This window comes from Corynebacterium tardum, assembly GCF_046717785.1.
In the GTDB taxonomy this organism is placed as follows: Bacteria; Actinomycetota; Actinomycetes; order Mycobacteriales; family Mycobacteriaceae; genus Corynebacterium.
Map to the genome: position 1 here is coordinate 1,518,844 of NZ_CP177104.1, position 24,070 is coordinate 1,542,913.

The 24,070-nt window shown below is 64.1% G+C and carries 22 protein-coding genes, 1 tRNA gene and 1 pseudogene; 9 read left to right on the forward strand and 15 right to left on the reverse strand.

What is annotated here, in order from left to right; translation table 11 throughout:
* Positions 1-10 precede the first annotated feature (10 nt).
* The 6 genes and pseudogenes from ACLI1P_RS07255 (at position 11) to ACLI1P_RS07280 (ending at position 4,023) form a co-directional block, all read left to right on the forward strand.
* A tRNA-Leu gene (locus tag ACLI1P_RS07255) sits at positions 11-84 on the forward strand.
* 69 nt (positions 85-153) lie between these two features.
* The gene (locus tag ACLI1P_RS07260) at positions 154-438 is read left to right on the forward strand and encodes a hypothetical protein (RefSeq protein WP_296133699.1); all 285 of its coding nucleotides are present in this window, start codon (positions 154-156) and stop codon (positions 436-438) included.
* A gap of 150 nt (positions 439-588) precedes the next feature.
* On the forward strand, positions 589-1,425 hold the full coding sequence (locus tag ACLI1P_RS07265; RefSeq protein WP_411708462.1) for a DUF368 domain-containing protein: 837 nt from the start codon (positions 589-591) through the stop codon (positions 1,423-1,425).
* Positions 1,422-2,304: pseudogene (locus ACLI1P_RS07270) on the forward strand (ABC transporter substrate-binding protein). The gene ACLI1P_RS07265 and the pseudogene ACLI1P_RS07270 overlap by 4 nt, the downstream one beginning before the upstream one ends.
* Positions 2,297-3,259 carry an amino acid ABC transporter permease gene (locus ACLI1P_RS07275; RefSeq protein WP_296133695.1) on the forward strand — a complete coding sequence of 321 codons (963 nt, stop codon included), beginning with the start codon at positions 2,297-2,299 and terminating at the stop codon, positions 3,257-3,259. The pseudogene ACLI1P_RS07270 and the gene ACLI1P_RS07275 overlap by 8 nt, the downstream one beginning before the upstream one ends.
* Positions 3,259-4,023, forward strand: coding sequence for an amino acid ABC transporter ATP-binding protein (locus tag ACLI1P_RS07280; protein ID WP_411708463.1), 765 nt, complete (start codon positions 3,259-3,261; stop codon positions 4,021-4,023). The genes ACLI1P_RS07275 and ACLI1P_RS07280 overlap by 1 nt, the downstream gene beginning before the upstream one ends.
* Before the next feature lie 116 nt (positions 4,024-4,139).
* Here ACLI1P_RS07280 and nusB read toward each other — a convergent pair whose 3' ends face one another.
* The 15 genes from nusB to aspS form a co-directional block, all read right to left on the reverse strand.
* On the reverse strand, positions 4,140-4,652 hold the full coding sequence (gene nusB / locus ACLI1P_RS07285) for a transcription antitermination factor NusB (protein WP_411708464.1): 513 nt from the start codon (positions 4,650-4,652) through the stop codon (positions 4,140-4,142).
* Position 4,653: 1 nt separating this feature from the next.
* The gene (gene efp, locus ACLI1P_RS07290) at positions 4,654-5,217 is read right to left on the reverse strand and encodes an elongation factor P (protein ID WP_296133690.1); all 564 of its coding nucleotides are present in this window, start codon (positions 5,215-5,217) and stop codon (positions 4,654-4,656) included.
* 97 nt (positions 5,218-5,314) lie between these two features.
* On the reverse strand, positions 5,315-6,406 hold the full coding sequence (locus ACLI1P_RS07295; RefSeq protein WP_411708465.1) for a M24 family metallopeptidase: 1,092 nt from the start codon (positions 6,404-6,406) through the stop codon (positions 5,315-5,317).
* Positions 6,407-6,447: 41 nt separating this feature from the next.
* Positions 6,448-6,873, reverse strand: coding sequence for a type II 3-dehydroquinate dehydratase (gene aroQ, locus ACLI1P_RS07300; RefSeq protein WP_411708466.1), 426 nt, complete (start codon positions 6,871-6,873; stop codon positions 6,448-6,450).
* A 9-nt stretch (positions 6,874-6,882) separates the two neighbouring features.
* Positions 6,883-7,968, reverse strand: coding sequence for a 3-dehydroquinate synthase (gene aroB / locus ACLI1P_RS07305; RefSeq protein WP_411708467.1), 1,086 nt, complete (start codon positions 7,966-7,968; stop codon positions 6,883-6,885).
* 12 nt (positions 7,969-7,980) lie between these two features.
* Positions 7,981-8,490, reverse strand: a complete 510-nt coding sequence (locus ACLI1P_RS07310) for a shikimate kinase (RefSeq protein ID WP_411708468.1) — start codon at positions 8,488-8,490, stop codon at positions 7,981-7,983.
* Complete coding sequence (gene aroC / locus ACLI1P_RS07315; RefSeq protein WP_411708469.1) at positions 8,487-9,698, reverse strand: chorismate synthase; 1,212 nt, start codon at positions 9,696-9,698, stop codon at positions 8,487-8,489. Before aroC ends, ACLI1P_RS07310 begins: the two co-directional genes overlap by 4 nt.
* Positions 9,699-9,749: 51 nt before the next feature.
* Positions 9,750-10,142 carry a prepilin peptidase gene (locus ACLI1P_RS07320; protein ID WP_411708470.1) on the reverse strand — a complete coding sequence of 131 codons (393 nt, stop codon included), beginning with the start codon at positions 10,140-10,142 and terminating at the stop codon, positions 9,750-9,752.
* Positions 10,143-10,220: 78 nt separating this feature from the next.
* Complete coding sequence (locus tag ACLI1P_RS07325; RefSeq protein WP_411708471.1) at positions 10,221-11,024, reverse strand: shikimate dehydrogenase; 804 nt, start codon at positions 11,022-11,024, stop codon at positions 10,221-10,223.
* Between the two features lie 3 nt (positions 11,025-11,027).
* Positions 11,028-12,248: an endolytic transglycosylase MltG gene (mltG, locus tag ACLI1P_RS07330; RefSeq protein ID WP_411709704.1), complete on the reverse strand. Its 1,221-nt coding sequence runs from the start codon at positions 12,246-12,248 to the stop codon at positions 11,028-11,030.
* A 46-nt stretch (positions 12,249-12,294) separates the two neighbouring features.
* Complete coding sequence (ruvX, locus tag ACLI1P_RS07335) at positions 12,295-12,834, reverse strand: Holliday junction resolvase RuvX (RefSeq protein WP_296133676.1); 540 nt, start codon at positions 12,832-12,834, stop codon at positions 12,295-12,297.
* Between the two features lie 24 nt (positions 12,835-12,858).
* Positions 12,859-15,546: an alanine--tRNA ligase gene (gene alaS / locus ACLI1P_RS07340; RefSeq protein ID WP_296133674.1), complete on the reverse strand. Its 2,688-nt coding sequence runs from the start codon at positions 15,544-15,546 to the stop codon at positions 12,859-12,861.
* A 66-nt stretch (positions 15,547-15,612) separates the two neighbouring features.
* Positions 15,613-16,980, reverse strand: a complete 1,368-nt coding sequence (locus ACLI1P_RS07345) for a replication-associated recombination protein A (RefSeq protein WP_296133673.1) — start codon at positions 16,978-16,980, stop codon at positions 15,613-15,615.
* A complete protein-coding gene (locus ACLI1P_RS07350; RefSeq protein ID WP_306507374.1) occupies positions 16,980-18,212 on the reverse strand; it encodes a phosphotransferase in 1,233 nt (410 codons plus the stop codon). The genes ACLI1P_RS07345 and ACLI1P_RS07350 overlap by 1 nt, the downstream gene beginning before the upstream one ends.
* Positions 18,213-18,343: 131 nt before the next feature.
* Positions 18,344-20,167, reverse strand: coding sequence for an aspartate--tRNA ligase (gene aspS, locus ACLI1P_RS07355; protein ID WP_306507375.1), 1,824 nt, complete (start codon positions 20,165-20,167; stop codon positions 18,344-18,346).
* Between the two features lie 228 nt (positions 20,168-20,395).
* Between aspS and ACLI1P_RS07360 the strand changes: the two genes are divergently transcribed.
* From ACLI1P_RS07360 to ACLI1P_RS07370, 3 genes are all read left to right on the forward strand, one after another.
* Positions 20,396-21,289, forward strand: a complete 894-nt coding sequence (locus ACLI1P_RS07360) for a neutral zinc metallopeptidase (RefSeq protein ID WP_306507376.1) — start codon at positions 20,396-20,398, stop codon at positions 21,287-21,289.
* 319 nt (positions 21,290-21,608) lie between these two features.
* Positions 21,609-23,198: an inorganic phosphate transporter gene (locus ACLI1P_RS07365; protein ID WP_408930975.1), complete on the forward strand. Its 1,590-nt coding sequence runs from the start codon at positions 21,609-21,611 to the stop codon at positions 23,196-23,198.
* Between the two features lie 118 nt (positions 23,199-23,316).
* Positions 23,317-24,039, forward strand: a complete 723-nt coding sequence (locus tag ACLI1P_RS07370; protein ID WP_296134436.1) for a CBS domain-containing protein — start codon at positions 23,317-23,319, stop codon at positions 24,037-24,039.
* Positions 24,040-24,070 lie beyond the last annotated feature (31 nt).

Genomic DNA, 24,070 nt, shown 5'->3' on the forward strand with positions numbered 1-24,070 from the left:
CATCCAGTGCGCCCCTGTAGCCCAATTGGCAGAGGCAACGGATTCAAAACCCGTGTAGTGTGAGTTCGAGTCTCACCAGGGGCACAATGTCACCCCACAGCTTGAGAGGCTGTGGGGTGCTTTACGTATATGACGGAAAGGAACCCTACCCCCATGCGTCGCACCCTTATCGCACTGAGCACGTCCCTCGCCCTTACCCTGGGCGGCACCGCTGCCGTTGCCACCGCCGCCGAGCCGCAGTCGAGCAACAGCCAGGAGGCCTCCTCCAAGCTGGAAGGCTCCTCCTACATCAAGGAAGTACACGACGCCGCCGCGTCCTCCGATAACCCGCAGCTCAACAACTTCTACGCAGTGATGCTGGATGCGCTGATCGGTTTTGCCGCCTTCGCCGTCCTCGGGGCCATCTACGCCGAGGTGGCCAAGCGCCTGCCCATGTAGTCCCCCCAACACGGGAAGCGTATAACCTTCCACGAACTGAATAGTTTGCATAAGCCTGGCGGCTGGTGAGAGAATAAGAAGTCATCTGCTCACCCCGTCTCCTCGGCACGGCACCCCCACCGCGGAGCACATCATCGCTAATTTCGGTTTATGCACTATTTTCTCAACGCCATCCGCGGCGCCCTCATTGGCATGGCCGAGCTCGTCCCGGGCATTTCCGGCGGCACGGTCGCGCTGATCGTCGGTATCTACGAACGCGCCCTCCACAACGCCAACGACCTCATCTCCGGCCGCTTCAAGAAGGTGGAATGGGGCTTCCTCATCTCCGTCGCAGTGGGCATGTTCCTCGCTGTATTCGGCTTCTCCAGCCTGCTGCACAGCTTTGTGGAGAACCAGGTCTCGCTGTCCAGCGGTCTCTTCCTGGGCATGGTCTTGGTGTCCATCATCGTGCCGCTGAGCATGCTGTCTCGCCGGACCTCTCCGTCCGCCATCATCTCCTTCGTGGTGGCCGCTATCGCCATCTTCTTTGTCACCGGTTACACCTCAGATCCGGTGGATAACCCCAGCTACATCGTCATCTTCTTGGCCGCCATGATCGCCATCTGCGCCCTGGTGCTGCCGGGCGTGTCCGGCTCCCTCATGCTGCTGACCATGGGCCTGTACCAGCCGATCATCGGGGCGGTATCGGACCGAAACTTCGCCGTCATTGGTGTGTTCGCACTCGGCGCCCTGTGCGGCTTGGCCGCCTTTGTCAAGGTGCTCAACTACCTGCTGGACACCCACCGCGATCCCACCTTGGCTGCCATGGCCGGCTTCATGCTGGGCTCGCTGCGCGCACTGTGGCCCTGGGGCGCGGACCAGGACGCCTCCACCCCGCTCATCCTGCTCATGATTGTCTTGGGCGGGATCATCGTTGCCGCGTTCATCGTGGCGGACGCACGGAAGGCGGCGACCTACGAGAAGGTTCAAGAGAAGGTTGAACAATGAAGAAGCTCACAGCCGTCCTCAGCGCAGCGGCAATACTTGGTGCCAGCGGCCTGTCTGGCTGCGTCACCAACGAGGAACCGGCCCTGCCGGAAGGTTGGGCCGCGCCCGACGTGGACGAGGTTCCCGACATCGCCGCGATGTATCAGGACGCCGATGGGGTTCTTACCGTGGGTACCAATCCCCCCCTTCGCGCCCTTTCAGTTTAAGGATTCCGACGGCGCGCTCATTGGCCTCGAGATGGATCTCGCCCACGCTGTCGCGGAGGTCCTGGGACTCGAATTTAGGCCGGTGGAGCAGGACTTTTCCATGATCCTCCCGGCCGTGCAGTCCGGGCAGGTGGATATCGGCGGTTCCGGCTTCACGGACACTCCGGACCGCCGGGAGAATTTCGATTTTGTCGATACTTTCTACGCCGGCATCCAGTGGGCCGCGCTTGCCGAAGGCCCCCGGGACGTCGACCCCTCTCATCCGTGCGGCCTCACCGTCGCGGTACAGCGCACCACGGTCTCCGAGACCGACGACCTGCGCCCAAAGCAGGAAGCCTGCGGCGGCGACCTCACCATCCTCTCCTACGACACCAACGACAATGCGGCGCTCGCCGTCCTCATGGGCCGCGCGGACGCGCTGTCCGCCGACTCCCCCGTCTCCTCCTGGGCGGTCAACCGTTCCGACGGCCGCATGAAGATGGTCGGCGAGATGTTTGAGGCCAGCCCGTACGGCTTCGCCGTGCCGAAGGATTCGGACCTGGGCAAGGCAGTCGCCGCCGCCTTCCAGCACCTCATCGACACCGGGGAATACGCCCGGATCATGAGCGCCTGGGGCGTCGAGGAAGGACACGTCGAACACGCAATGATTAATGAAAGGCCGATCAATGACTAACTCAGCACATCCGTCACCGGCCCGGCCGGCGTCCGCCCCGTCAGCCGAGACCCCGCCCAAGATTGAGGCCCGCCCGCTGCGCCACCCGTGGCGCTGGGTCTTCGCCACGGTGCTCGTGCTGCTGGGCCTCTGGTTCATCATTGCCTCCGCCCGCAACGAGGCCTTCGGCTGGGGCACCTATGCGCAGTACCTCTTCGATACCCGCATCGCCACCGCCGCGCTGCACACCATCGCGATTACGATTCTGGCGATGATCATCGGCGTTATCGGCGGCGCCGCACTCGCTGTGATGCGCATGTCCCCCAACCCGGTGCTCGGCGGCGTAGCCTGGCTGTTCCTCTGGCTCTTCCGCGGCACCCCGATCTACGTGCAGCTGGTGTTCTGGGGCCTGCTCTCCGCCCTGTATCAGTCCATCAACCTGGGCTTTACGGAGATTTCCCTGACCGAGGTTCTCACCAACGCCTTCCTCCTGTCCGTGCTGGGCTTGGGCCTCAATGAGGTGGCGTACATGGCAGAAATCGTGCGCTCCGGCATCTCCTCGGTCCCGGAGGGCCAGAAGGAGGCGTGTAAGGCGCTGGGCATGGGCTGGTGGATGACCATGCGCCGCACGGTCCTGCCGCAGGCCATGCGCATCATCATCCCACCCACCGGCAACGAGTTCATCTCCCTACTCAAGACCTCCTCCTTGGTCGTGGCCATTCCCTACACCGCCGAGATCTTCGGCCGCGCCACCGACATCTCCGCCGCGCTCTTCGAGCCGATTCCCCTGCTCATGGTTGCCGCTACCTGGTACCTGGCCATCACGTCGCTGCTCATGGTGGCCCAGTACTTCCTGGAGCGCCGCTTCGAGCGCGGCGCGACGCGTGAGCTCACCGGCCGCCAGCTTGCCGCGCTGGCCGACGCCGAAGGCACCATCCCCCGCAACGTTTCCGTCATCCCGGAGGTTAAGAACTAATGGCCACTCCCATGATTTCCGCGCAGAACGTGCACAAGTCCTTCGGGCAACTGGAGGTGCTCAAGGGCATCGACATCACCGTCATGCCGGGCGAGGTGGCGTGCCTCCTCGGCCCCTCCGGCTCCGGCAAATCCACGTTCCTGCGCTGCTGCAACCACTTGGAAAAGGTCACCGCCGGCCGCCTGTACATCGACGGCGAGATCATCGGCTACCGCGAACGCGACGGCGTGCTGTACGAGATCTCCGAAAAGGAGGCCGCAGCCCAGCGCCAGGACATCGGCATGGTCTTCCAGCAGTTCAATCTGTTTAGCCACCGCACCGTATTGGAAAACATCATCGAAGCCCCGGTGCAGGTCAAGAAGCAGAAGCCGGAGGAGGCGAAAGAGCGCGCGATGGAGCTGCTGGAGAAGGTCGGCCTGGCGCACAAGGCCGATGCCTATCCGGTGCAGCTCTCCGGCGGCCAGCAGCAGCGCGTGGCCATCGCGCGTGCGGTGGCCATGGACCCGAAGCTCATGCTTTTCGACGAACCCACCTCCGCCCTCGACCCCGAGCTCGTCGGCGAGGTGCTGCGCGTCATGAAGGAGCTCGCGGCCGATGGCATGACCATGCTCGTGGTCACCCACGAGATGGGCTTTGCCCGCGAGGTGGCCGACAAGATCTACTTCATGGATGGCGGAACCGTGGTGGAATCCGGCGCCCCCGAACAGGTTCTGGATAACCCGCAGCACCAGCGCACCAAGGACTTCCTGTCCTCTCTATTCTAGAGCAAGCAAAGCTCGGCTGCGTGCCCCCCCTACGATGCACAAAGTCCGGCCCTACCATCACGGTAGGACCGGACTTTCGTCGTATCAGCCAGTAGGCGCTCTCTCGTACTCGGCCCCTACTCGGCCTCAGCGTCAGTCGCCGCCTCAGCCTCGTCCGTGGACGCGGCCATGGGACTATCGGCGGACTGCGCCTGGATGACGTCGTCTAGCACTGCGTGGATATACGGTGCTGCCTGGTCGTTGGAGTACTCCGAGGCCAGCTCCACGCCCTCCACCAGTGCGGTGGCGTTCGGAACATCCGCGTTGAAGAGGATCTCCCACACGGATACGCGCATGATGGCGCGGTCCACCGCGGGGATGCGCTCGAGCGACCACTCATCGGAGAGGTAGCGCGCGATGGCCTCATCGATGGCGTCCAGCTCCTCGGCGGCGCCGGAGACAATCTCGCGGGTGTACTCCGCAATCGGGGCCACACCGTTTTCCGGATCGCGCGCGAGCGCCACGCGGTCCTCCACGATGGCCACGGGATCTACGTCGCGCGACTCCGCCTCGAACAGGATGTCAGCAGCGCGGCGGCGCGCACGGTAGCGCGCAGTGTGGCGCTTATAGTTCGGCTCGGGCTGGGTCATATTAGTTGTTGACGCGGGAGAGGTACTCGCCGGTGCGGGTATCGATCTTAAGAACGTTGCCGATCTCGATGAACAGCGGAACCTGGATCTCGGCGCCGGTCTCGAGGGTAGCCGGCTTGGTGCCACCATTGGAGCGGTCGCCCTGCAGGCCGGGCTCGGTGTGCTCGACCTTGAGGTCCACGGAGATCGGCAGCTCGCCGAAGAGGGCCTCACCGTCGTGGAAGGAAACCTGCACGCGCATGTTCTCCAGCAGGAACTTGCCGGCCTCGCCGAACTTCTCGAACGGCAGCTCGTACTGCTCGAAGGTCTTGTCATCCATGACCACGTAGTTCTGGCCATCGTTGTACAGGTAGGTCATGTCGCGGCGGTCCACGTTGGCGGTCTCCACCTTGACACCAGCGTTAAAGGTCTTATCCGTCACCTTGCCGGAGACCACATCCTTGAGCTTGGTACGCACGAAGGCAGGGCCTTTGCCCGGCTTAACGTGCTGGAACTCAACGATCTGCTGCAGCTTGTTGTCGATCTTCAGAACGAGGCCGTTCTTGAAGTCAGTGGTATCTGCCATGAAATGACTCTCCCGAAATAATTGAGGTTGAAACTATGAAAACAGTGTCCAAGCATACCGTACGCACTCCGTGCTCGGTATGCCGGGGTGGCCGCTTCTAGAGGACTTGAAGGTCCTTCGGGTACGCGGTAATAATCTTCGGCTCGCCGGAGGTAATGATCAGGCTGTCCTCGATGCGCACGCCGCCCTTGCCAGGCACGTAGATGCCCGGTTCGATGGTCAGCGTCATGCCTTCGGCCAGCTCTCCCTTGCTGGTCTTCGCCGCCGAGGGGCCCTCGTGGACGTCGAGGCCAATGCCGTGGCCCGTGGAGTGCACGAAGTACTCGCCGTAGCCGGCGTCGGTGATGACGTCGCGGCAGGCCGCGTCAACGTCGATAAGCGCGGCTCCCGGCACGGACGCCGCGACGCCAGCGAGCTGGGCCCGCAGAACCACATCGTAGATCTCGCGCGCGAAGTCAGTGACGTTCCCGATGGCAAAGGTACGGGTGCAGTCGGAGTTGAAACCCCGCAGGTGCGCGCCGAAGTCGATGGTGACCAGGTCGCCGTCGCGCAGCTCGCGGTCGTCGGCGCCGTGGTGCGGCTTCGCGGAGTTCTCGCCGGAGGCCACGATGGTATCGAAGCTCACGCGCTCCGAACCCAGCATGCGCATGCGGTACTCCAAGTCGGCGGCGACCTGACGCTCGGTGCGGCCGGCGGCAATCTCCCCTGCCTCCACGAGCTCCGTGAGTGCCTGATTGGCTAGGGCCGCGATCTCCTCCAGCTTCTCCAGCTCAATCGGGTCTTTAACCAGGCGAATCTTTTCAATCACCCCGCTGACCGGCACCAGCGTCACCCCGTCCGGAGCGGCCTTTTTCAGGCGCTCCAGCTGCGAGACGCTCACGTAGTCCGCCTCATAACCCACGCGCAGCTCGCCCTCCAGCGTGCTGAGAAGGTGTGGGCCGACGTCGCGACCGAGCACGGCTTCGAGGTCTGGTACTTCCTCCGCAATCTGGGTGGTGTAGCGCCCATCGGTAGCCATGAGCGCCGAGAGATCCTTGCGCAGCAGCAATCCGCCGTTGGAACCGGAAAAACCGGAGAGGTAGCGCACGTGCGTCAGGTGTGTGACAACAACGGCGTCGATGCGCTGCCCAGCGAGCTCGGAGGCGAGCTTGCGGCGGCGGTTACTAAAACGAGTATCGGCCAAAGCCATGAAGAACCACTCCTATCTAAATGGGCGATACTCCATGATAACTAATCAGCCAGGAAGTACCCCAGTGCCGCGACGTACCCATAAGTTCCCAGACCAGCGATGACCCCGCGCGCGATGGGGCTGAGATAAGAGTGGTGCCGGAAGGGCTCGCGCGCATGCACGTTGGACAGGTGCACCTCTACGAAGCCAGCACCGTCTGCGACCTCAGCCAGCGCATCCCGCAGCGCCACGGAGGTGTGGGTAAACCCGCCCGGGTTGATGATGACGGGCCACCCTGCGTCGGCGGCGCGGTGCACCTGGTCAATGAGCTCGCCTTCGTGGTTGGACTGAAAGAAAATGATCTCTTCGGCCCCGGCGGCGTCACGCACGCGCTTCTCGACGTCCCCCAGGGTCTCCGAGCCATAGATGTCCGGCTGACGTTTTCCCAGGCGGTTCAGGTTGGGGCCGTTGAGGACAAGAATGGTCATGGAAATCTCCTAGTGTGCAGCGGACGTATTAGAAATCGCGGCGTAGGCAGCCTTGAGCTCCGCGTCCGTGGCGTCCTCGATGCGCGTGGTCTGACCGATTCCTGTCAGCGCCACGAAGCGGATGTGGCCGCCGCGGTTCTTCTTATCGTGGCGCATGCCCTCCACCAGCTCGGCGAAGTGCCCGGGCGCATAGGTGGTGGGCAGTCCCACTGAGGTAAGGATGTCACGGTGGATATCGAGCAGGGCATCGTCGATCAGCCCGCGCGCATGCGACAGGTGGGCAATGAACATCATGCCGACCGCAACCGCGCGGCCGTGGCGCCAGGTGTACTTTTCACGGCGCTCCACCGCGTGGCCGAAGGTGTGGCCGTAGTTGAGGGTTTCACGCAGCCCTGCTTCCTTGAGGTCCTGGCCCACCACGTGGGCCTTCACAGCGATGGAGCGCTCAATGAGCTCCGGAAGAATACCCTTCGTGTCAAGGCACGCAGCTGGACTAGTGCGGTAGTGCTCGATAATGGCGGGGTCATGAATGAAGCCCGTCTTAATGATCTCCGCGGACCCGGCGACGATCTCTGCCGCCGGCAGAGTCTCTAGGCGCTCCAGGTCCACAAAGACCGCGGAGGGCTCGTGGAACGCGCCCACCAGGTTCTTTCCCGCGGAGGTATTGATACCGGTCTTGCCTCCCACGGCCGCATCCACCATCGCCAGCAGCGTGGTGGGGGCTTGGATGACCGGGATTCCCCGCATCCAGGTCGCGGCCGCGAATCCGGCGAGATCGGTCACGGCCCCACCGCCCAGGCCCACCACAGCGTCGCGGCGGCTAAAGCCCGCCTGCCCCAGGCTGTCCCACAGCCCGGCAAGGACGTCGAGCTGCTTGGCTGCTTCAGCATCCGGCACCTGCAGGAGGTGGGCCTGCGCGCCCGCGCGCGTGAGCGCGGACGCCAAGTCCTGAGCCGCCTTCCGCAGAGGCGGCTGGTGGATGATGGCCACCTTGCCGGCGCCGATCCCGTCCAGGTGCTCCACAATTTGGCCGCTGAGGCCGTGGCCGATGGTGACCTCGTAGGGTGCTGGACCGTTGACGGAAATGGTGCGCATTGCTGCTACCCCTTAGAGAGTTTCGAGGAAGCTCAGGATATCGCCCACGACCTGCTGCGGCGAGCGCACGCCAGTGCGCACCTTGAGGTCCGCGACCTCCGTGTAAAGCGGGCGGCGTGTTTCCAAAAGCTGGGCGTAGTGCGCGAAGGGATCGGCCGAGTCCAGAACCGGGCGGTTGGCATCCCCCAGCGTGCGGGCCACGCCTTCCTCCGGGGTGACCTCAAGGTAGACCACGGTGAGGGAATCCAGCAGCGCGCGGGTGGACTCAGTGAGCACCGCGCCACCACCGAGGCTAACCACCCCACCGGTGCTGAGCGCAGTCTTGACCTGCTCCGCCTCCGCCTCGCGGAAAGCCTGCTCCCCTAGCTCCGAAAAGACCTCACCGCAGGCCTTGCCGTACTGGATTTCCAGGAGCTCATCGGTATCCACCAGCTGGCAGTTCAGGGCGCGCGACAGGCGGCGGCCGATGGTGGACTTGCCTGCCCCGGGAGGGCCGACGAGAACGACGTGTGGAGTGCTCATGCCTCACCCCACGTCAGCCGGTCCGCAACATACTCCTGGTAGGAGGAGATATTGCGCTTGGTCTCCGCCACCGAGTCGCCGCCGAACTTTTCCAGGACGGCGCGCGCGAGTACGAGGGCCACCATGGCCTCCGCTACGACGCCCGCAGCCGGGACGGCGCACACGTCCGAGCGCTGGTGGATGGCCGTGGCCGCCGAGCCGGTGGCCATGTCCACGGTCTTCAAAGCGCGCGGCACGGTGGAGATCGGCTTCATCGCTGCACGCAGGCGCAGCGTCTGACCGTTGGTCATGCCGCCCTCCAAGCCGCCGGCGCGGTTGCTCTCGCGCTCCACTCCGGTAGCGGTGCGCACCATCTCATCGTGGGCCTCGCTGCCACGGCGGCGGGCTTCAGCGAACCCGTCGCCGACTTCTACGCCCTTGATGGCCTGGATGCCCATAAGCGCTGCGGCCAGCTGTGCGTCCAGCCGGTCCTCGCCGGAGGTGTGGGAGCCCAGGCCAATCGGCAGGCCGTCGACGATAACCTCGACGATGCCGCCCAGCGTATCGCCCTGCTTCTTCGCCGTTTCAATCTCAGAAATCATGGACTCCTCAGCCGCCTTGTCGAAGGCCCGGACCGGGGAGGCGTCAATCTCCTGCAGCGCCGCAAAGGTGGGCTGCGGGCCTGCATAGGCCTCGGAGCCACCGATGGAGATGACGTGGGAAAACACCTCGACGCCGAGGGTTTCGCGGAGGAAGTTGCGGGCCACGGTAGCTGCCGCGACGCGCGCGGCCGTCTCCCGTGCGGAAGAGCGCTCCAGAATCGGCCGTGCTTCAGAGTGGTCGAACTTCACCATTCCGGCGAAATCGGCGTGGCCTGGGCGCGGGCGGGTCAGCGCGGCGCCGCGGCCGGAGGCCATGGCCTTGGCTACCTCCGGGTCCTCCAAGTCCACTACATCTGGCGACATGATGGTGGTCCACTTCGGCCACTCGGTATTGCCAATCATCATGGCGATTGGGCTGCCCAGAGTCTTTCCGTGACGGATGCCGCTAAGCAGGGTGAGATCGTCGGCCTCAAACTTCATGCGGGCGCCGCGGCCGTAGCCGAGGCGACGGCGGGAAAGCTGAAGAGCAATGTCGTGTTGAGAGATAGGAACCCCGGCCGGCATGTGCTCAAGCAGTGCAATGAGCGCCTGACCGTGGGACTCCCCTGCGGTAGTCCAACGAAGCATGCGGACAATTATCGCACGCCACATGTGCTTTCGTGCGCACTAGGTGCTCAATCACACCGTGTTGGGGCTAAAAATCACTACAAGCGCGGCGACCAGCAGCATTCCCGGCCCGTGCGGCGGTGCTTTATCCCGCGTCACGAGTCCCCACACCACGGTGCCTAGCGACGCCCCCATCATCGCCCCGAGGACCCCCATCACCCCAAAGGCGTGGGCGGTGAGCATTCCAAGGGGCACGGCGAGCTTTAGATCCCCGCCGCCCACGCTTCCCGTCTTCGTGACAATCGCCAGCGCCACGTACAGTCCCGGCCAGACGAGCCCGGCCGGGCTGAACCAGAGCAACGATACGGCAGCGGCAGGAAGCGTCAGAAAGTTAGGCAGGCGCTTATACCGCACGTCAAAGATACACAGGGCGCACCCCCACGCCACCAGAATTAAGACCCCCATGACGCCGGAGTATACCGTGGCGATGGTCACCACGCGCCACGGAAATGGCCACCTCTTCGGCGCTGGCTACGAGGCGGCTTAACCTGTCACGCCCACGGCGGCCTGCAGAGCGGCGAGCATTTCCGCACGCGGGGCGGGGTAGCCGGTGAACTGCTCGAACTGGGAGTAAGCCTGGTTCGCCAGCATTATGTGGCCACCTACAGTCGCCATACCGTCCGCAGCGGCGTACTTCGTCAGCGGCGTAGGCCAAGGGTCGTAGATGACGTCAAAGACCGGCGCCTTGGCAAGCTGCGGCACGTAGCTATCCAGTGCGGCAGAGGGCACGGTGGATACGATGAGGTCGGCGGACCGCGCGATGCGTTTCAAATCGTCCGAGAACGTCGCGGCGCTGAGCGTGATGCCAAGCTCGCTTGCCAGCGGGCGCAGCTCTGCTACGCGGTCGGAGCGGTTGAGCACGGTGACGGCGCGCACGCCGCGCTGCGCTAGGCCCCACAGCACTGGTCGGGCGGTGCCACCAGCCCCGATGAGCAGCGCCGAGGCTCCCTCCACGCCAAGCTCCTCGAGCGCGCCCAGCACCCCCTCAGTGTCGGTGTTGTCAGCGCGCCAGCCGTCGTCCGTACGGACCAAGGTATTAGCGGAGCCGATGAGCTGCGCGCGCTCGGAGACGTTATCCGCGCACGCCAACGCATCGAACTTCAGCGGCATGGTGACGGAGAATCCGCGGTAATCCTCCCCTGCCGAAGTAAGAAAGGCAGGAAGGTCCGTGACCTCAATCTTCTCATACTCCCAGTGCTCCAGCCCCAGCGCGGCGTAGCCGGCATTGTGAAGGACTGGGGATAGGGAATGGGAAATCGGACTTCCCAGAACGGCGGCCTTAGGCATGGGCTACTGGCCCTCAGCCGGGGCCTCTGCTGGAGCTTCCTCCGGCGCGGGCGCCTCGCCGCCATCACCATTGCCTGCGCCCTCGCGCTTGCTGTCCAGGATGCCGGAGCGCACAGCGGCGTCGACATTGGCCAGGTGCTCATCGTAGTTATCGGTGAACACCGTGGTACCCTCGCTGTCCACCGTCACGAAGAACAGCCAGTTACCCTCGGCCGGGTTCTCCATGGCGGTGATGGCGTCCTCGGACGGCGAGGCAATAGGCGTATCCGGCAGGCCATCCTTGGCGTAGGTGTTCCACGGGGTCTCGCGGCCGCGGTCCTCGTCGGTAGTTGCCAGCTCCACGTCCTTAAGGCCGTAGTTGACCGTAGAGTCCAGCTCCAGGCGCATCGGCTCGTCGAGACGGTTGAGGATGACTCGGGCGACCTTGGAGAACTCTCCGGCCGGGGACTCGCGCTCCACCAGGGATGCGGCGGTGAGCAGCTCGTAGGGCTTTAGGCCGATGGCCTCAGCACGGGCCACGATGTCGGTGTCGTTGTAGCGCTTCGTGGAGCGAGACACCAGATCCCTCAGAATTTGCTGGGCATCCATGTTCGGGTCGATGACGTACTGGCCCGGGGCGATGAGGCCCTCCAAGCGCTTGGGGTCATCCCCACGAGCACGGACGGCATCAAGAGCCCACTCCGGAGCGCCCAGCTCCGCCGGATCCACGGTAGCGGCAACCTTCTCCAGGTCCTCAGCAGAAACGCAGCCGCCCTCCTTGCAGGAGACTTCCGAAATCTGCGAGTAGATACCAAAGCGCACGTCGCCGCCCACCAGGTTGACGTCCTGCAGCGTTGCACCGCCCTGGACGTCGAGCATGTCGACCTGGTTGGACTCATCCAACAGTGCCTCGACCGCGGACTTCGCACTCATTTCTTCTTGGAGGCGGTAGAAGCCCGGCTTGATCTGGCTCGCCCGCGGGTTGCTGTTGGCCGCAGAGGTAAAGGCCTCAGGGGTCTTCACCACGTTCTTCTCCGCCAGCGTGGGCGCCAGCTGGCTCATCGAGGACCCTTCAGGGACCTCCACCATCTGGACAACTCCATTACCCTGACCCTCGTAGTCCAAGGTGCTTCCTCCTCCCAGCAGGCGGAATCCGATGTAGCCCAACCCGCCGATGATCAGGACGAGGCAGGCAATCAGCACGGCGAGGCCGCGCTGGCGTCGTTTGACGTGCTTCGGCTCCATCGAGCGTCCGATGCGTGATGGTTTACGGCTCACGTACTTAGTCTCCTCAGTGTGAAGGCTCAGGGCCTGAATTAGGGCCGCTCAACGCGAAATGGCGCGCATCCAGCCAGGATTGCAAAATTTCCACCGCAGCCGCTTGGTCAATGACCGCGCGCCCACGCTTCTCTGACACACCAGAGGCCCGCAGCGCACTCGTGGCCGCCACCGTGGTGAGGCGCTCATCCACCATGCGCACGGGCGGAACTACACTTATCGTGTCATCTCTGTCTAGTCGCCGGCGGATGCGAAACGCTATTTCTTTGGCATGTTTCACACTCTTTGAGCCATTCCCCTTCAAATCACGGGGCAAACCCACGGCGATTTCGACAACGTCATACTCGCGGATGAGCTCCAGCAAGCGGTCAATGTCGCCCTTGTCCCGGTCCTTAAAACCGGTCTGGCGCGCCACGGTCTCCACCGGCATGGCCAACGTGGCCTCGCGGTTCGACACCGCCACGCCGATGCGCACGGTGCCTACATCGAGTCCCAGGCGTCGGCCCGGGCCGGGATCGTCCGCGCCCGGAGTATCGGGCTCGATTGCTGCCATACTGTCGCTCTCCTCCCTCGCGTCCTAGTGTGCGGCGAGTTCGTCACGCAGCGCATCAAACGCTGCCTGCAGGCCGTCCGGACGAGCACCGGAGCCCTGCGCCATATCCGGCTTGCCGCCGCCCTTGCCGTCGACGTAGCCGGAGATGGTCTTCACCAAGTCTCCTGCCTTGACGCCACGCTCGTTAGCCGCCTTGGTGGCGCCGACGATGAACGGCAGCTTGCCGCCCTCGTTCTCCGAAGCCAGCGCCACGATACCAGCGACGTCTCCCAAACGGTTCTTGATGTCCGAAGCCAGGGTGCGCAGGTCCCCGCCGTTGACACCGTTCGGCAACTTGACGGAGACCACGGTGAAACCGTTGACCTCGCTAGCTCCCTGAATCATCTCCGCAGTCTGGGACATCAGCTGCGCCTTGTGCAGCTCATCAATCTGCTTCTCTGCAGCCTTGAGCTTCTCCGTGAGCTGTGCGATGCGCTCCGGCAGATCTTCAGTCTGCACCTTGAGCTCACGGGAGACGCCCTCCACCAGGGCGGTCTCCTTGGAGTAGTAACGGAAGGCATCCAGGCCGGAGTAGGCCTCAATGCGGCGGGCACCGGAGCCCACGGAAGACTCACCCAGCACGGACACCGGCCCGATCTCCGCGGTGTTAGCCACGTGGGTACCACCACACAGCTCGATGGAGAAGGGTCCGCCCATCTCCACCACGCGAACCTCGGAACCATAGTTCTCACCGAACAGCGCCATCGCTCCCATTTCCTTGGCCTTATCCAAAGAGGTCTCGATGGTGTGCACCTCGAAGTGCTGATCCACTGCCTGGTTGGTCACCAGAGCAATCTCCTCCAGCTGCTCCGGGGTGAGCTGCTCGGTGTAGTTGAAGTCGAAGCGCAGGTACCCCGGACGGTTCAAGGAACCAGCCTGGACCGCCGTGGGGCCAAGCACCTGGCGCAGCGCGGCGTGGATGAGGTGCGTCGCCGAGTGCGCCTGCACCGCACCGTGGCGCCACTTCTCATCAACCGCCGCGGTAACCCCGCTGCCGAGCTCCAAGCCGCCCGAGGTGACGGTGGCCTTGTGAACCCACAGCTTCTTACCGATCTTCTGCACGTCGTTGACCTCGAGCAGCGTCTCGCCCTGGAGAATCCGGCCGCGGTCGGCGGTCTGGCCGCCGGCCTCAGCGTACAGCGGCGACTGGTCCAGGATGACCTCCACCGTGTCACCGGCCTGCACCTCGGAGACCTTCTGGCCATCGCGGACCAGGCCGATCACCTTGGCGTCGGACTCCAGCGTCTCGTAGCCGGTGAACACCGTAGCGTGGTTATCCACCCAGCCGCGGTACAGGGAAAGATCGGCGTGGCCGTGCTTCTTAGCCTGGCTATCAGCCTTGGCGCGACGGCGCTGCTCACCCATGGCGGCATCGAAGCCCTCCATGTCCACGCTCAGTCCGGCCTCCTGCGCCATCTCCAGGGTCAGGTCGATGGGGAAACCGTAGGTATCGTGCAGCTCGAACGCCTTGTCACCGGGCAACACCTTCGCGGTGGCGGCGCGGGAGGTGTTCTTAAGCTCCTCCACTGCTTCGTCGAAAAGCTTGGTACCAGACTCCAGCGTCTTGAGGAAGGCCTTCTCTTCGTTGACGGCCACGCGCAGGATGCGTTCGCGGTTCTCCGCAATCTCCGGATAAGAGGGGGTCATGGTGTCCATGATGGTGTTCATGAAGCGCTCCATGGTCTCGCCCTTCGCGCCCAACAGCTTGGCGGAGCGAATGATGCGGCGCAGCAGACGGCGCAGGATGTACCCGCGGCCCTCGTTGCCCGGGGTCACACCGTCCAGGATGAGCATCATGCCGGTGCGGGAGTGATCCGCCACCACGCGGAAGCGGATGAGGTCCTCCTTCGGAGCATCCGGAACGTACTTCGCGCCGGTGAGCTCCTCCGCCACGTCAATAACCGGGCGCAGCAGGTCCGTCTCGTAGACGTTATCGACACCCTGCAGGATGCAGGCCACGCGCTCAATGCCCAGGCCGGTATCGATGTTCTTCTTGGGCAGCTCGCCGACGATCTCGAAGTTTCCCTTGCCAATGCCTTCGCCGCGCTCGTTCTGCATGAAGACCAGGTTCCAGATCTCCATGTAGCGGTTATCGTCCGCCACGGGGCCGCCGTCCTGGCCGTACTCGGGGCCGCGGTCGTAGTAGATCTCGGAGCACGGACCGCACGGGCCCGGGATGCCCATAGACCAGTAATTATCTTCCATTCCGAGGCGCTGGATGCGCTCGCGCGGCACTCCAATCTTGTTGTGCCAGATTTCTGCGGCCTCATCGTCGTCAAGGTATACGGTGACCCACAGACGCTCCGGGTCGAGGCCCAGGCCGCCGTCCTCCACCGCGCCGGTCAGCAGCGTCCACGCGTGCGTGATGGCGCCTTCCTTGAAGTATTGGCCGAAGGAGAAGTTGCCCGCCATCTGGAAGAAGGTGTTGTGACGGGTGGTGATACCGACCTCTTCGATGTCCAAGGTGCGCACGCACTTCTGGATGGAGGTAGCGGTGCCGTTTGCAAACGGCGGGTTCTGCTGGCCCAAGAAGTAGGGCTTGAAGGGAACCATGCCGGCGTTAACGAAGAGCAGGTTCGGGTCATCCAGGATCAGCGACGCGCTGGGCACGGCCTCGTGGCCGGCCTTGACGAAATGCTGGGTAAAGCGTTCCCGGATCTCATGAGTCTTCACGAGCAAAAGTCCTTCACTGTTGAGCGGTTTCTATCAGCGCTCAACTTTACCCGTCGTTGCCCACGCTTATCGACGCCGCCCCCGAATGATGTCCCGCAGCCGGCCCAGGTAGTCGCGGACCCGCTTTTCGGCACCGTGGTCGGTGGGCTGGTAATACTCGGCGTCGGCCAGCGCGTCCGGCAGGTACTGCTGCGCCACCACGCCTCGTGGGTCGTCGTGGGGATAAACGTAGCCCACGGCGTTGCCCAGGCGTTTCGCGCCCTCGTAGTGGCCATCGCGCAAATGCGGCGGCACGTGGCCGATCTTGCCCGCCTGGACGTCGGCCTGGGCGGCGCCGATGGCGTTAATCACCGAGTTCGACTTCGGCGCGGTGGCGAGGTGAATCGTGGCCTGCGCCAAAGGAATGCGCGCCTCGGGCAGCCCAATCAGTGCGGCGGCCTGCGCGGCCGCGACCGCGGTGGGCAGGGCCGTCGGATCCGCCATGCCAATGTCCTCGGACGCGTGGACTATGAGGCGACGGGCGATAAACCGCGGGTCCTCCCCCGCCTCCACCATGCGCGCCAGGTAGTGCAGAGCAGCGTCGACATCCGAGCCACGGATGGATTTGATGAAGGCGGAGACCACATCGTAGTGCTGGTCGCCATCGCGGTCGTAGCGCACCACTGCACGGTTGACGTTGTCCTTAATGATCTCACTGGTCAGCTCGCCGCCATCAGGCACCGCTTCCGCTGCGGCCTCCAGGTACGTCAACGTGCGGCGCGCGTCCCCTCCGGCTAACAGGACCAGCTGATCCAGGGCGTCGGACGTGGCGGTGATGCGCCCATTCAGACCCCGCTCACTTGTCAGGGCACGTTCCGCCAAGGCTCGCAGCGCCGGGTCCTCGAGCGGCTCCAGGTGCAACAGGAGCGAGCGTGACAGCAGCGGGGCGACGACAGAAAAGGACGGGTTCTCCGTCGTCGCGGCCACCAGCAGCACGGTCCGGTTCTCTACGGCGGCAAGCAGTGCGTCCTGTTGCGTTTTGGAAAAGCGATGGACCTCGTCGATAAAGAGCACCGTGCGGCGGCCGTGGATAAGTTCCTGGCGGGCGTGCGTAATGACCTCGCGCACCTGCTTGACGCCGGAATCCAAGGCAGACAGACCGATGAAGTTGTCTCCCAGGGACTTGGCAATCAGGGAAGCAATCGTGGTCTTGCCCGTACCGGGCGGGCCGTACAGAATGACGGATGCTTCGCCCGATCCCTCAATAAGCCGGCGCAACGGCTTGCCGGGCTCCAGCAGGTGCTCCTGGCCTACGACTTCCTCGAGGGACTGCGGCCGCATCCGTGCCGCCAGCGGCGAACCGGAATGGGTGGCAAAGATATCCTGCCCCGGCGCTCCCGGGCGCGAGGCGGCGGGATCGCCACCCAGAGCCCCGAAAAGCGAGTCTTGTGCCATTAGGACTCCCGCAGGCGCGCGGCTACCTCGCGCCCAAACTTCGCCACCGGCAGGCACACCTCGCTGCCGCACTGCGCGGCGTAGCGCGACAGCGCCTCAAACGTCTCGTACAAATCGCGCCGGATGAGGACCTCGTCCTCAGAAAACGGACCGTGATCCGGCGGGCGCAGCAGGGAGCGGTGCGCATCGTGGTAAATCTCCGCGTTGCCCTCCGCCAGTGCCACCACGCCTTCGATGCCACCGGCGTACATGGTGGTCACGCTGGACAACGCCCAGCCGATGAGGGAGGCCACGAGCAGGCGGTGCAGAGTGTCGTCGTCGGCCAGCTGCGGCCATACGTTGACAATGCGGCGCTGCCAGGCGTGGATAAAGATGTCTGCTTCCTCGTCCGTAATCGGGCGCGTAAAGAGGAACTGCGGGAAGCCGGCGATAACGCAGGCCACGTCAAAGCCTACGTTGCGGAAGCCCGCCCACTCATAGTCCAAGAAGGTGAGCTTCTGCCCCACGATGATGTTGTCCGGGGACAGGTCGAACGGGGTGAAAGCGCGGTCGCGGCCGGAGCTCAAGCTGGCAGTCGCCGTTCGGGCCAAGGCGAGCACGTCCTCCGGCGGGGTCAGGCCGGCGTGGTCGAGGATATCGGCCCCGATAAGGATGGAGCGCTGCAGTGAGTCATCGCGCAACGCCTGGTGTTTGGCGTACTCCGGATGGCGGCGCAGCTGCCGGTGCAGCAGGGCGTCGTAGTCCTCCTCGCGGCTCGCTGTGCCCGCGTGCATCTTGCCCAGGGAGCTGCCGAGCATGCGTAGCAGGTCTCCGCGGTCGCTCTCGCCGCTGCGGGCGAGGGTGTCCGCCAGGGTGTCGCCATCTCCGGCATCTGACAACACGAGGATGCGCTTGTCCACGTCGTGCGCCAGCAGCACCGGACCGGGCCGGACCTCCTCCGCCATGGAGGTAGTGAACTGGTAGGCCACAACCTCCCGCAAGAGCGCTGCATCATCGATGGTGTGGCCGGTGACCGGGTTGTACTTGATCACCACGGAGCGGTGCGGGAAGAAGGCGCTCGGGGTGGTGCGCACACGCAAGACTACGGCATTGCCGGAACCGCCGAGAAGCTCTGCCCCGCTCAGATCCGGCTCACCACCGAACCGGCGCGACAGCAGCTGCGCGGCCTCCGCCACGACGCGGTCAATCACCTCAACCTGGCCCTCAGGGTCTCGTGCGTACTCGTCGCTCACGGTGAAACACCCACCTTTCTCCTCGGTCCCGCAATCATACTCCTCACAACTGAGTCCCCGGACGGTGGAAAAGCCACGCTCCAAGAGTCATGACTATCGCAGTGTCCGGGGACTCGCGTTAACAGGGCGCCTTACTTGTCGGCCTTCGCAGACTTGTCAGCCTTGGCGGCCTTGTCTGCCTTCTCCGGCTTGAAATCCACGCCGGTTTCCTTGCGCTGCGCCGCCGGGATGGTACCCGGAGCATCGGTCAGCGGGTCAACGCCGCCGCCAGACTTCGGGAAGGCGATGACGTCGCGGATGGAATCGAATCCGCCCAGCAGGGAGACGATGCGGTCCCAGCCGAAGGCGATGCCGCCGTGCGGCGGGGCACCGTACTGGAAAGCATCGAGCAGGAAGCCGAACTTCTCCTGTGCTTCCTCGTCACCAATGCCCATGACATCGAAGACACGCTTCTGCACGTCCTGGGAGTGGATACGGATGGAGCCGCCGCCGATCTCGTTGCCGTTGCAGACAATGTCGTAGGCGTATGCCAGTGCCTCGCCCGGGTTCTTGTCAAAGTTGTCCAGGTACTCCGGCTTCGGGGAGGTAAAGGCGTGGTGGACGGCGGTCCACTTGGAGTGGCCCAGAGCCACGTCACCGGATGCGGTGGCGTCTGCGGAAGGCTCGAACAGCGGAGCGTCCACGACCCAGGTAAAGGCCCAGTCGCCCTCCTTGATGAGGTCCAGCTTCTTCGCAATCTCGCCGCGGGCTGCGCCGAGCAGGGCGCGGGAGGACTTGGTGTCACCGGCGGCGAAGAAGATGGCGTCACCCGGCTTAGCGCCGACGTGCTCAGCGATACCCTCGCGCTCAGCGTCGGTGATGTTCTTGGCTACCGGGCCGCCGAGGGTTCCGTCCTCCGCAATGGTGATGTAGGCCAGGCCCTTCGCACCGCGCTGCTTGGCCCAGTCCTGCCAGGCATCGAACTGGCGGCGCGGCTGGGAGGCGCCGCCCTCCATGACGACGGCACCGACGTACTCGTTTTGGAATACGCGGAAGGTGGTGTCCTTGAAGAAGTCCGTGCACTCCACAATCTTGATGTCGAAGCGCAGGTCCGGCTTATCGGAGCCGTAGTACTTCATGGCGTCTGCGTAGGTCATGCGCGGGATCGGGGTCTTGATCTCGTAGCCGATGAGCTTCCACAGCGCGGAGACGACCTCTTCCGCCAGGGCGATGACATCGTCCTGGTCCACGAAGGACATCTCCACGTCCAGCTGGGTGAACTCCGGCTGGCGGTCGGCGCGGAAGTCCTCATCGCGGTAGCAGCGAGCAATCTGGTAGTAGCGCTCCATGCCGGAGACCATGAGCAGCTGCTTGAACAGCTGCGGGGACTGCGGCAGGGCGTACCAGCTGCCCGGCTTCAGGCGAGCCGGAACCAGGAAGTCGCGAGCGCCCTCCGGGGTGGAGCGGGTCAGCGTCGGGGTCTCGATTTCGGTGAAGTCGTGGCTATCGAGCACCTGGCGAGCCGCGCGGTTGGCAGCAGAACGCAGGCGCAGAGCGTTGGCCTGGCGCTCACGGCGCAGGTCGAGGTAGCGGTACTTGAGACGGGTCTCCTCGCCCACCTCGCCGGAGGAGGAAGGATCATCGATCTGGAACGGCAGCGCGGCGGACTTGTTGAGCACCTCAAGGTCGGTGACGTTGACCTCGATCTCACCGGAAGCCAGGTTCGGGTTCGCAGAACCCTCCGGGCGCGGCTCGACGACGCCGGTGACCTTGACGCAGTACTCAGAGCGCAGGTCGTGGGCGCGCTCAGCCACCTCGGTCTCACGGAAGACCACCTGGGCGATGCCAGAGCGGTCGCGCAAGTCGATGAAGATGACACCACCATGGTCGCGGCGGCGCGCCACCCAACCGGTTAGCGTGACAGACTGCCCCGCCATCTCCTTGCGCAGTTCGCCTGCCAAATGTGTACGCAGCACGTTCGTTCAATCCCTTCTTATTGTTGACGCTCATGCCCACCCACGCCACGCGTAAACAGCACGCGCCGAGGAGCACAAGAACTTGAACGGCCCAAGTCTACCGCTCCTGCCGGACACGCTCAGCGCCGGGGCCTTCTGCCCCGTTCTTTTTCGCCGCGTTGTATTCCGCCTGGCGGTGCTCCCCACGCTGCACAACCGGTGCCGCCGCTCTATGGCAGAATTTGATGCATGACTTTTAAATCTGGCGCAAGTTTCGACGGTAAGCGCGCAAGCTCCGGTGGCGGCGGCCGTGGCGGCATGGTGGCCGCCGGCGGCGGTGTCGGCTCCCTCCTCCTCATTGGCCTCTACCTGCTCTTGGGCGGTGACCCCGGCGCGATTACCAGCCCGGAGCCCCAGCAGGATCAGTCCCAGACGGCGCCGGAAAACAGCGGCGAAGATGCCTTCGCGCACTGCCAGACCGCAGAGGATGGCAACAAGTACGACGACTGCCGCGTGATGTTCGCCGCCCAGTCCGTGGACAAGGTGTGGCAGCAGGTGCTTCCGGAACAGGCTGGCATTGATTACACCGAGCCTGGCCGCGTCATCTTCCAGGACACGACGGTCTCCGGCTGTGGCCAAGCCTCCGGCGCAACGGGTCCGTTCTACTGCCCGGCTGATGAATCCGCGTACTTTGATACCTCGTTCTTCGACCAGCTCCGCAACTTTGGCGGCGACGACGCTCCCTTGGCGCAGATGTACATCGTGGCGCACGAGTTTGGCCACCACATCCAGAAGCTGGAGGGCACCCTGGGCCTGTCCAATTACAACGACCCGGGTGAGGATTCCAATGCGGTGAAGGTGGAGCTGCAGGCGGACTGCTACGCCGGTCTGTGGGCGCACTATGCCGACAAGGGTGACGACGCCCTGCTGGAGACCATTACGGAGCAGCAGGTGACTGACGCCGTCAACACCGCGCGCGCCGTGGGCGATGACAACATTCAGCGCCGATCCGGCGGCGAGGTTCGCCCGGATACCTGGACCCACGGTTCCTCTGAGGATCGCGCAAGGTCCTTCCTGGCTGGGTACGAGACCGGAAAGATGGAGCAGTGCGACACCCTGGGCCGCGGGGTGTACACGTCCTAGGACACCGGCACCAGATTTTTTCGCCCGCCCCAGCGCCATACAGCGCCGAGGGGCGGGCTTTGTTGATCGCCCGGTTCACTCCATTTTTCCTCTGCGCCCCCGCGACTGCCGGGGCGTAGCTGACGGGCGACCGCAAACTCCTTAATAAAGTTTAAGTTAACAGCCATAACGTGTTCACTTAGCGTCCACCTGACATGCCTAGTCTGTCCAAGATCCCGCCGGTTTGTGGTGGGCTCCGCTCTATCTTGACAACTAAAAAGACGCTTATAAAGCGTTTTCTTGCGAAAGGAACGACGTTTTGAGCACCGCCACTCCGACGATGCCAGACCTCGAGACCATGAACGGCAAGAACAGGGACTGGATCTGGCACCTGTTCTTCGGTCTCCTCACTGCCGTTACTCTCATTGCCTTCATCGTGTGGGGCAATGGCGAAGTTGCGGAAGGATCGAACAAGATCCTCCTTGTCACCGCCATTATCTTTGCACTCTTCATGGCCTTCAACATCGGCGGCAACGATGTTGCTAACTCCTTCGGTACCTCCGTGGGCGCCGGCACGCTGTCGATGAAGCAGGCGCTGGCCGTCGCCGCCATCTTCGAGGTCTCCGGTGCCATCCTCGCCGGCGGTGAGGTTACGGATACGGTGCGCTCCGGCATCGTGGACCTGGACGCCATCAACGGCTTGGACCCGATGGAGTTCGTCTACATCATGATGTCCTCCCTGCTGGGTGCGGCCATCTGGCTTTTGGTGGCTACCCGCATGGGCTGGCCCGTGTCCACGACTCACTCCATCGTCGGCGGTATCGTCGGTGCGGCCCTGACCGTCGGCTTCATCACCGGCAAGGGCGGCATGGACATGGTTCAGTGGGGCGGCATCGGCACCATTGCCTTCTCCTGGGTTCTCTCCCCCATCCTGGGCGGTATCGCCGCCTACATCCTGTTCAAATGGATCAAGGTCTCCATCTTGGTCTACAACGAGGCCGCCGATGAGCGCCTGCGCGAAATCAAGACCCGGCGCGCCGAGCTGCGCAAGGAGCACAAGAACCGCTTCGAGCGCATGACCGAGATCCAGCAGATTTCCTACACCAACGCCATGGCTCGCGACGCCGCCCTGACCTCCGAGGAGGACTACGACCCGGAGGCCCTCGAATCCGAGTACTACCGCGACCTGCACGAGATCAACCAGGACATGGAAGATGTCCACGCGCACCGCGCACTGGAGAACTGGGTCCCGTTGCTGGCGGCCCTGGGCGCCATCATCATTTCCGCGATGGTCCTGTTCAAGGGCCTCAAGCACACCGGTGTGGACTTCTCCACCCTGCAGAACCTCCTGGTCATGGGCATGGTCGGCGCGGCGGTGTGGATGGCGGTGTTCATCTTCGCTCGCTCCCTGAAGAACAAGTCCCTGTCGCGCTCAACGTTCCTGCTGTTCTCCTGGATGCAGGTCTTCACCGCCTCCGCCTTCGCGTTCTCTCATGGCTCCAATGACATCGCGAATGCCATCGGCCCGTTCGCCGCGGTCTTCGACGTGCTCAAGACCAACCAGATTTCGGATGAGGTTTCCGTGCCGCTGCCGGTCATGGTGGCCATGGGTATCGCCCTGATTTCCGGCCTGTGGTTCATCGGCCGCTTCGTCATCCAGACTGTCGGTTCCGGCCTGACCAAGATGCACCCGTCCTCCGGCTTCGCTGCTGAGCTGGCCGCGGCCGCGGTGGTCATGGCCGCCTCCCTGCTGGGCCTGCCGGTGTCCTCGACCCACATCCTCATCGGCGCCGTGCTCGGCGTGGGCATTGTCAACCGCGCTGCAAACTGGAACCTCATGAAGCCCATCGCCCTGGCATGGGTTATCACCCTGCCGGCCGCCGCAGGTATCGCCGCTATCACCGTCTCTATCCTCCGCGTGGTCTTCTAAGCCATCGCGCGTCCTACACAGCACCGCACCGCCGCGAGTTCTCCTCCGTGTTCTCCCGGCGGTGCAGCCGTTTTCACAGCGTTCTCGCCCGCACCCGCCATCCGTACACTGGGGCAGTATGAGCGAAAACCCCGTGGCGCGATTCTTCGCGGCCTTTAACGATATTGAGCAGTTCCTGCGCCAAGCCATCGGCGCGAAGAATTCCGATTCCTTCTGGTGGATCGTCGACCGCGCCCACGACAAGCACTTTCTCAGCAAGCGGCAGGCCGAACAGCTCAAGGACATCTCCAACCTGCGCAACGCCATTGCGCACGGCCGCTACTACGACAACCAGCCCATTGCCACCCCGCATCCGCAGGTGGTGGACCAGCTGGAGGATCTGCAGCGGCTGCTCACGGACCCACCCACCGCGCTCTCCCTGCTGTCCCAGGGTGAAGTCACCACCTTAAGCCCTGACGCGGACATCCTCGCGGCCCTAGCGCTTATCAATGAGACCGGCTACTCGCAGATCCCCGTCTATGATTCCGGGACGTTTACGGCCCTATTGACCACCAACGCCATCGCGCGCTGGGTCGCGGCGGACTTGAGTGATGATGGGGTGATCGGGGCGGCGTCGGTAAGCGCTGCGCTCGACATGGCCGAACGCAAGGACCGCGCCGAATTCCTGCCGCGCACCGCCACGGCCCAGGAGGTCATCGACGCACTCACCGAGCCCGCCGCGGATGGCACGCACCCCAGCGCAGTCCTCCTCACCGAGCACGGCGAGCCCACGCAGCGCCCGGTGGGCATCGCCACGCCGGCAGACCTTGCCGTGCTTGTCGACGCCGTGGAGTGGGAATAATCCCCCACCCCACCATTGTTGTCATGTCACA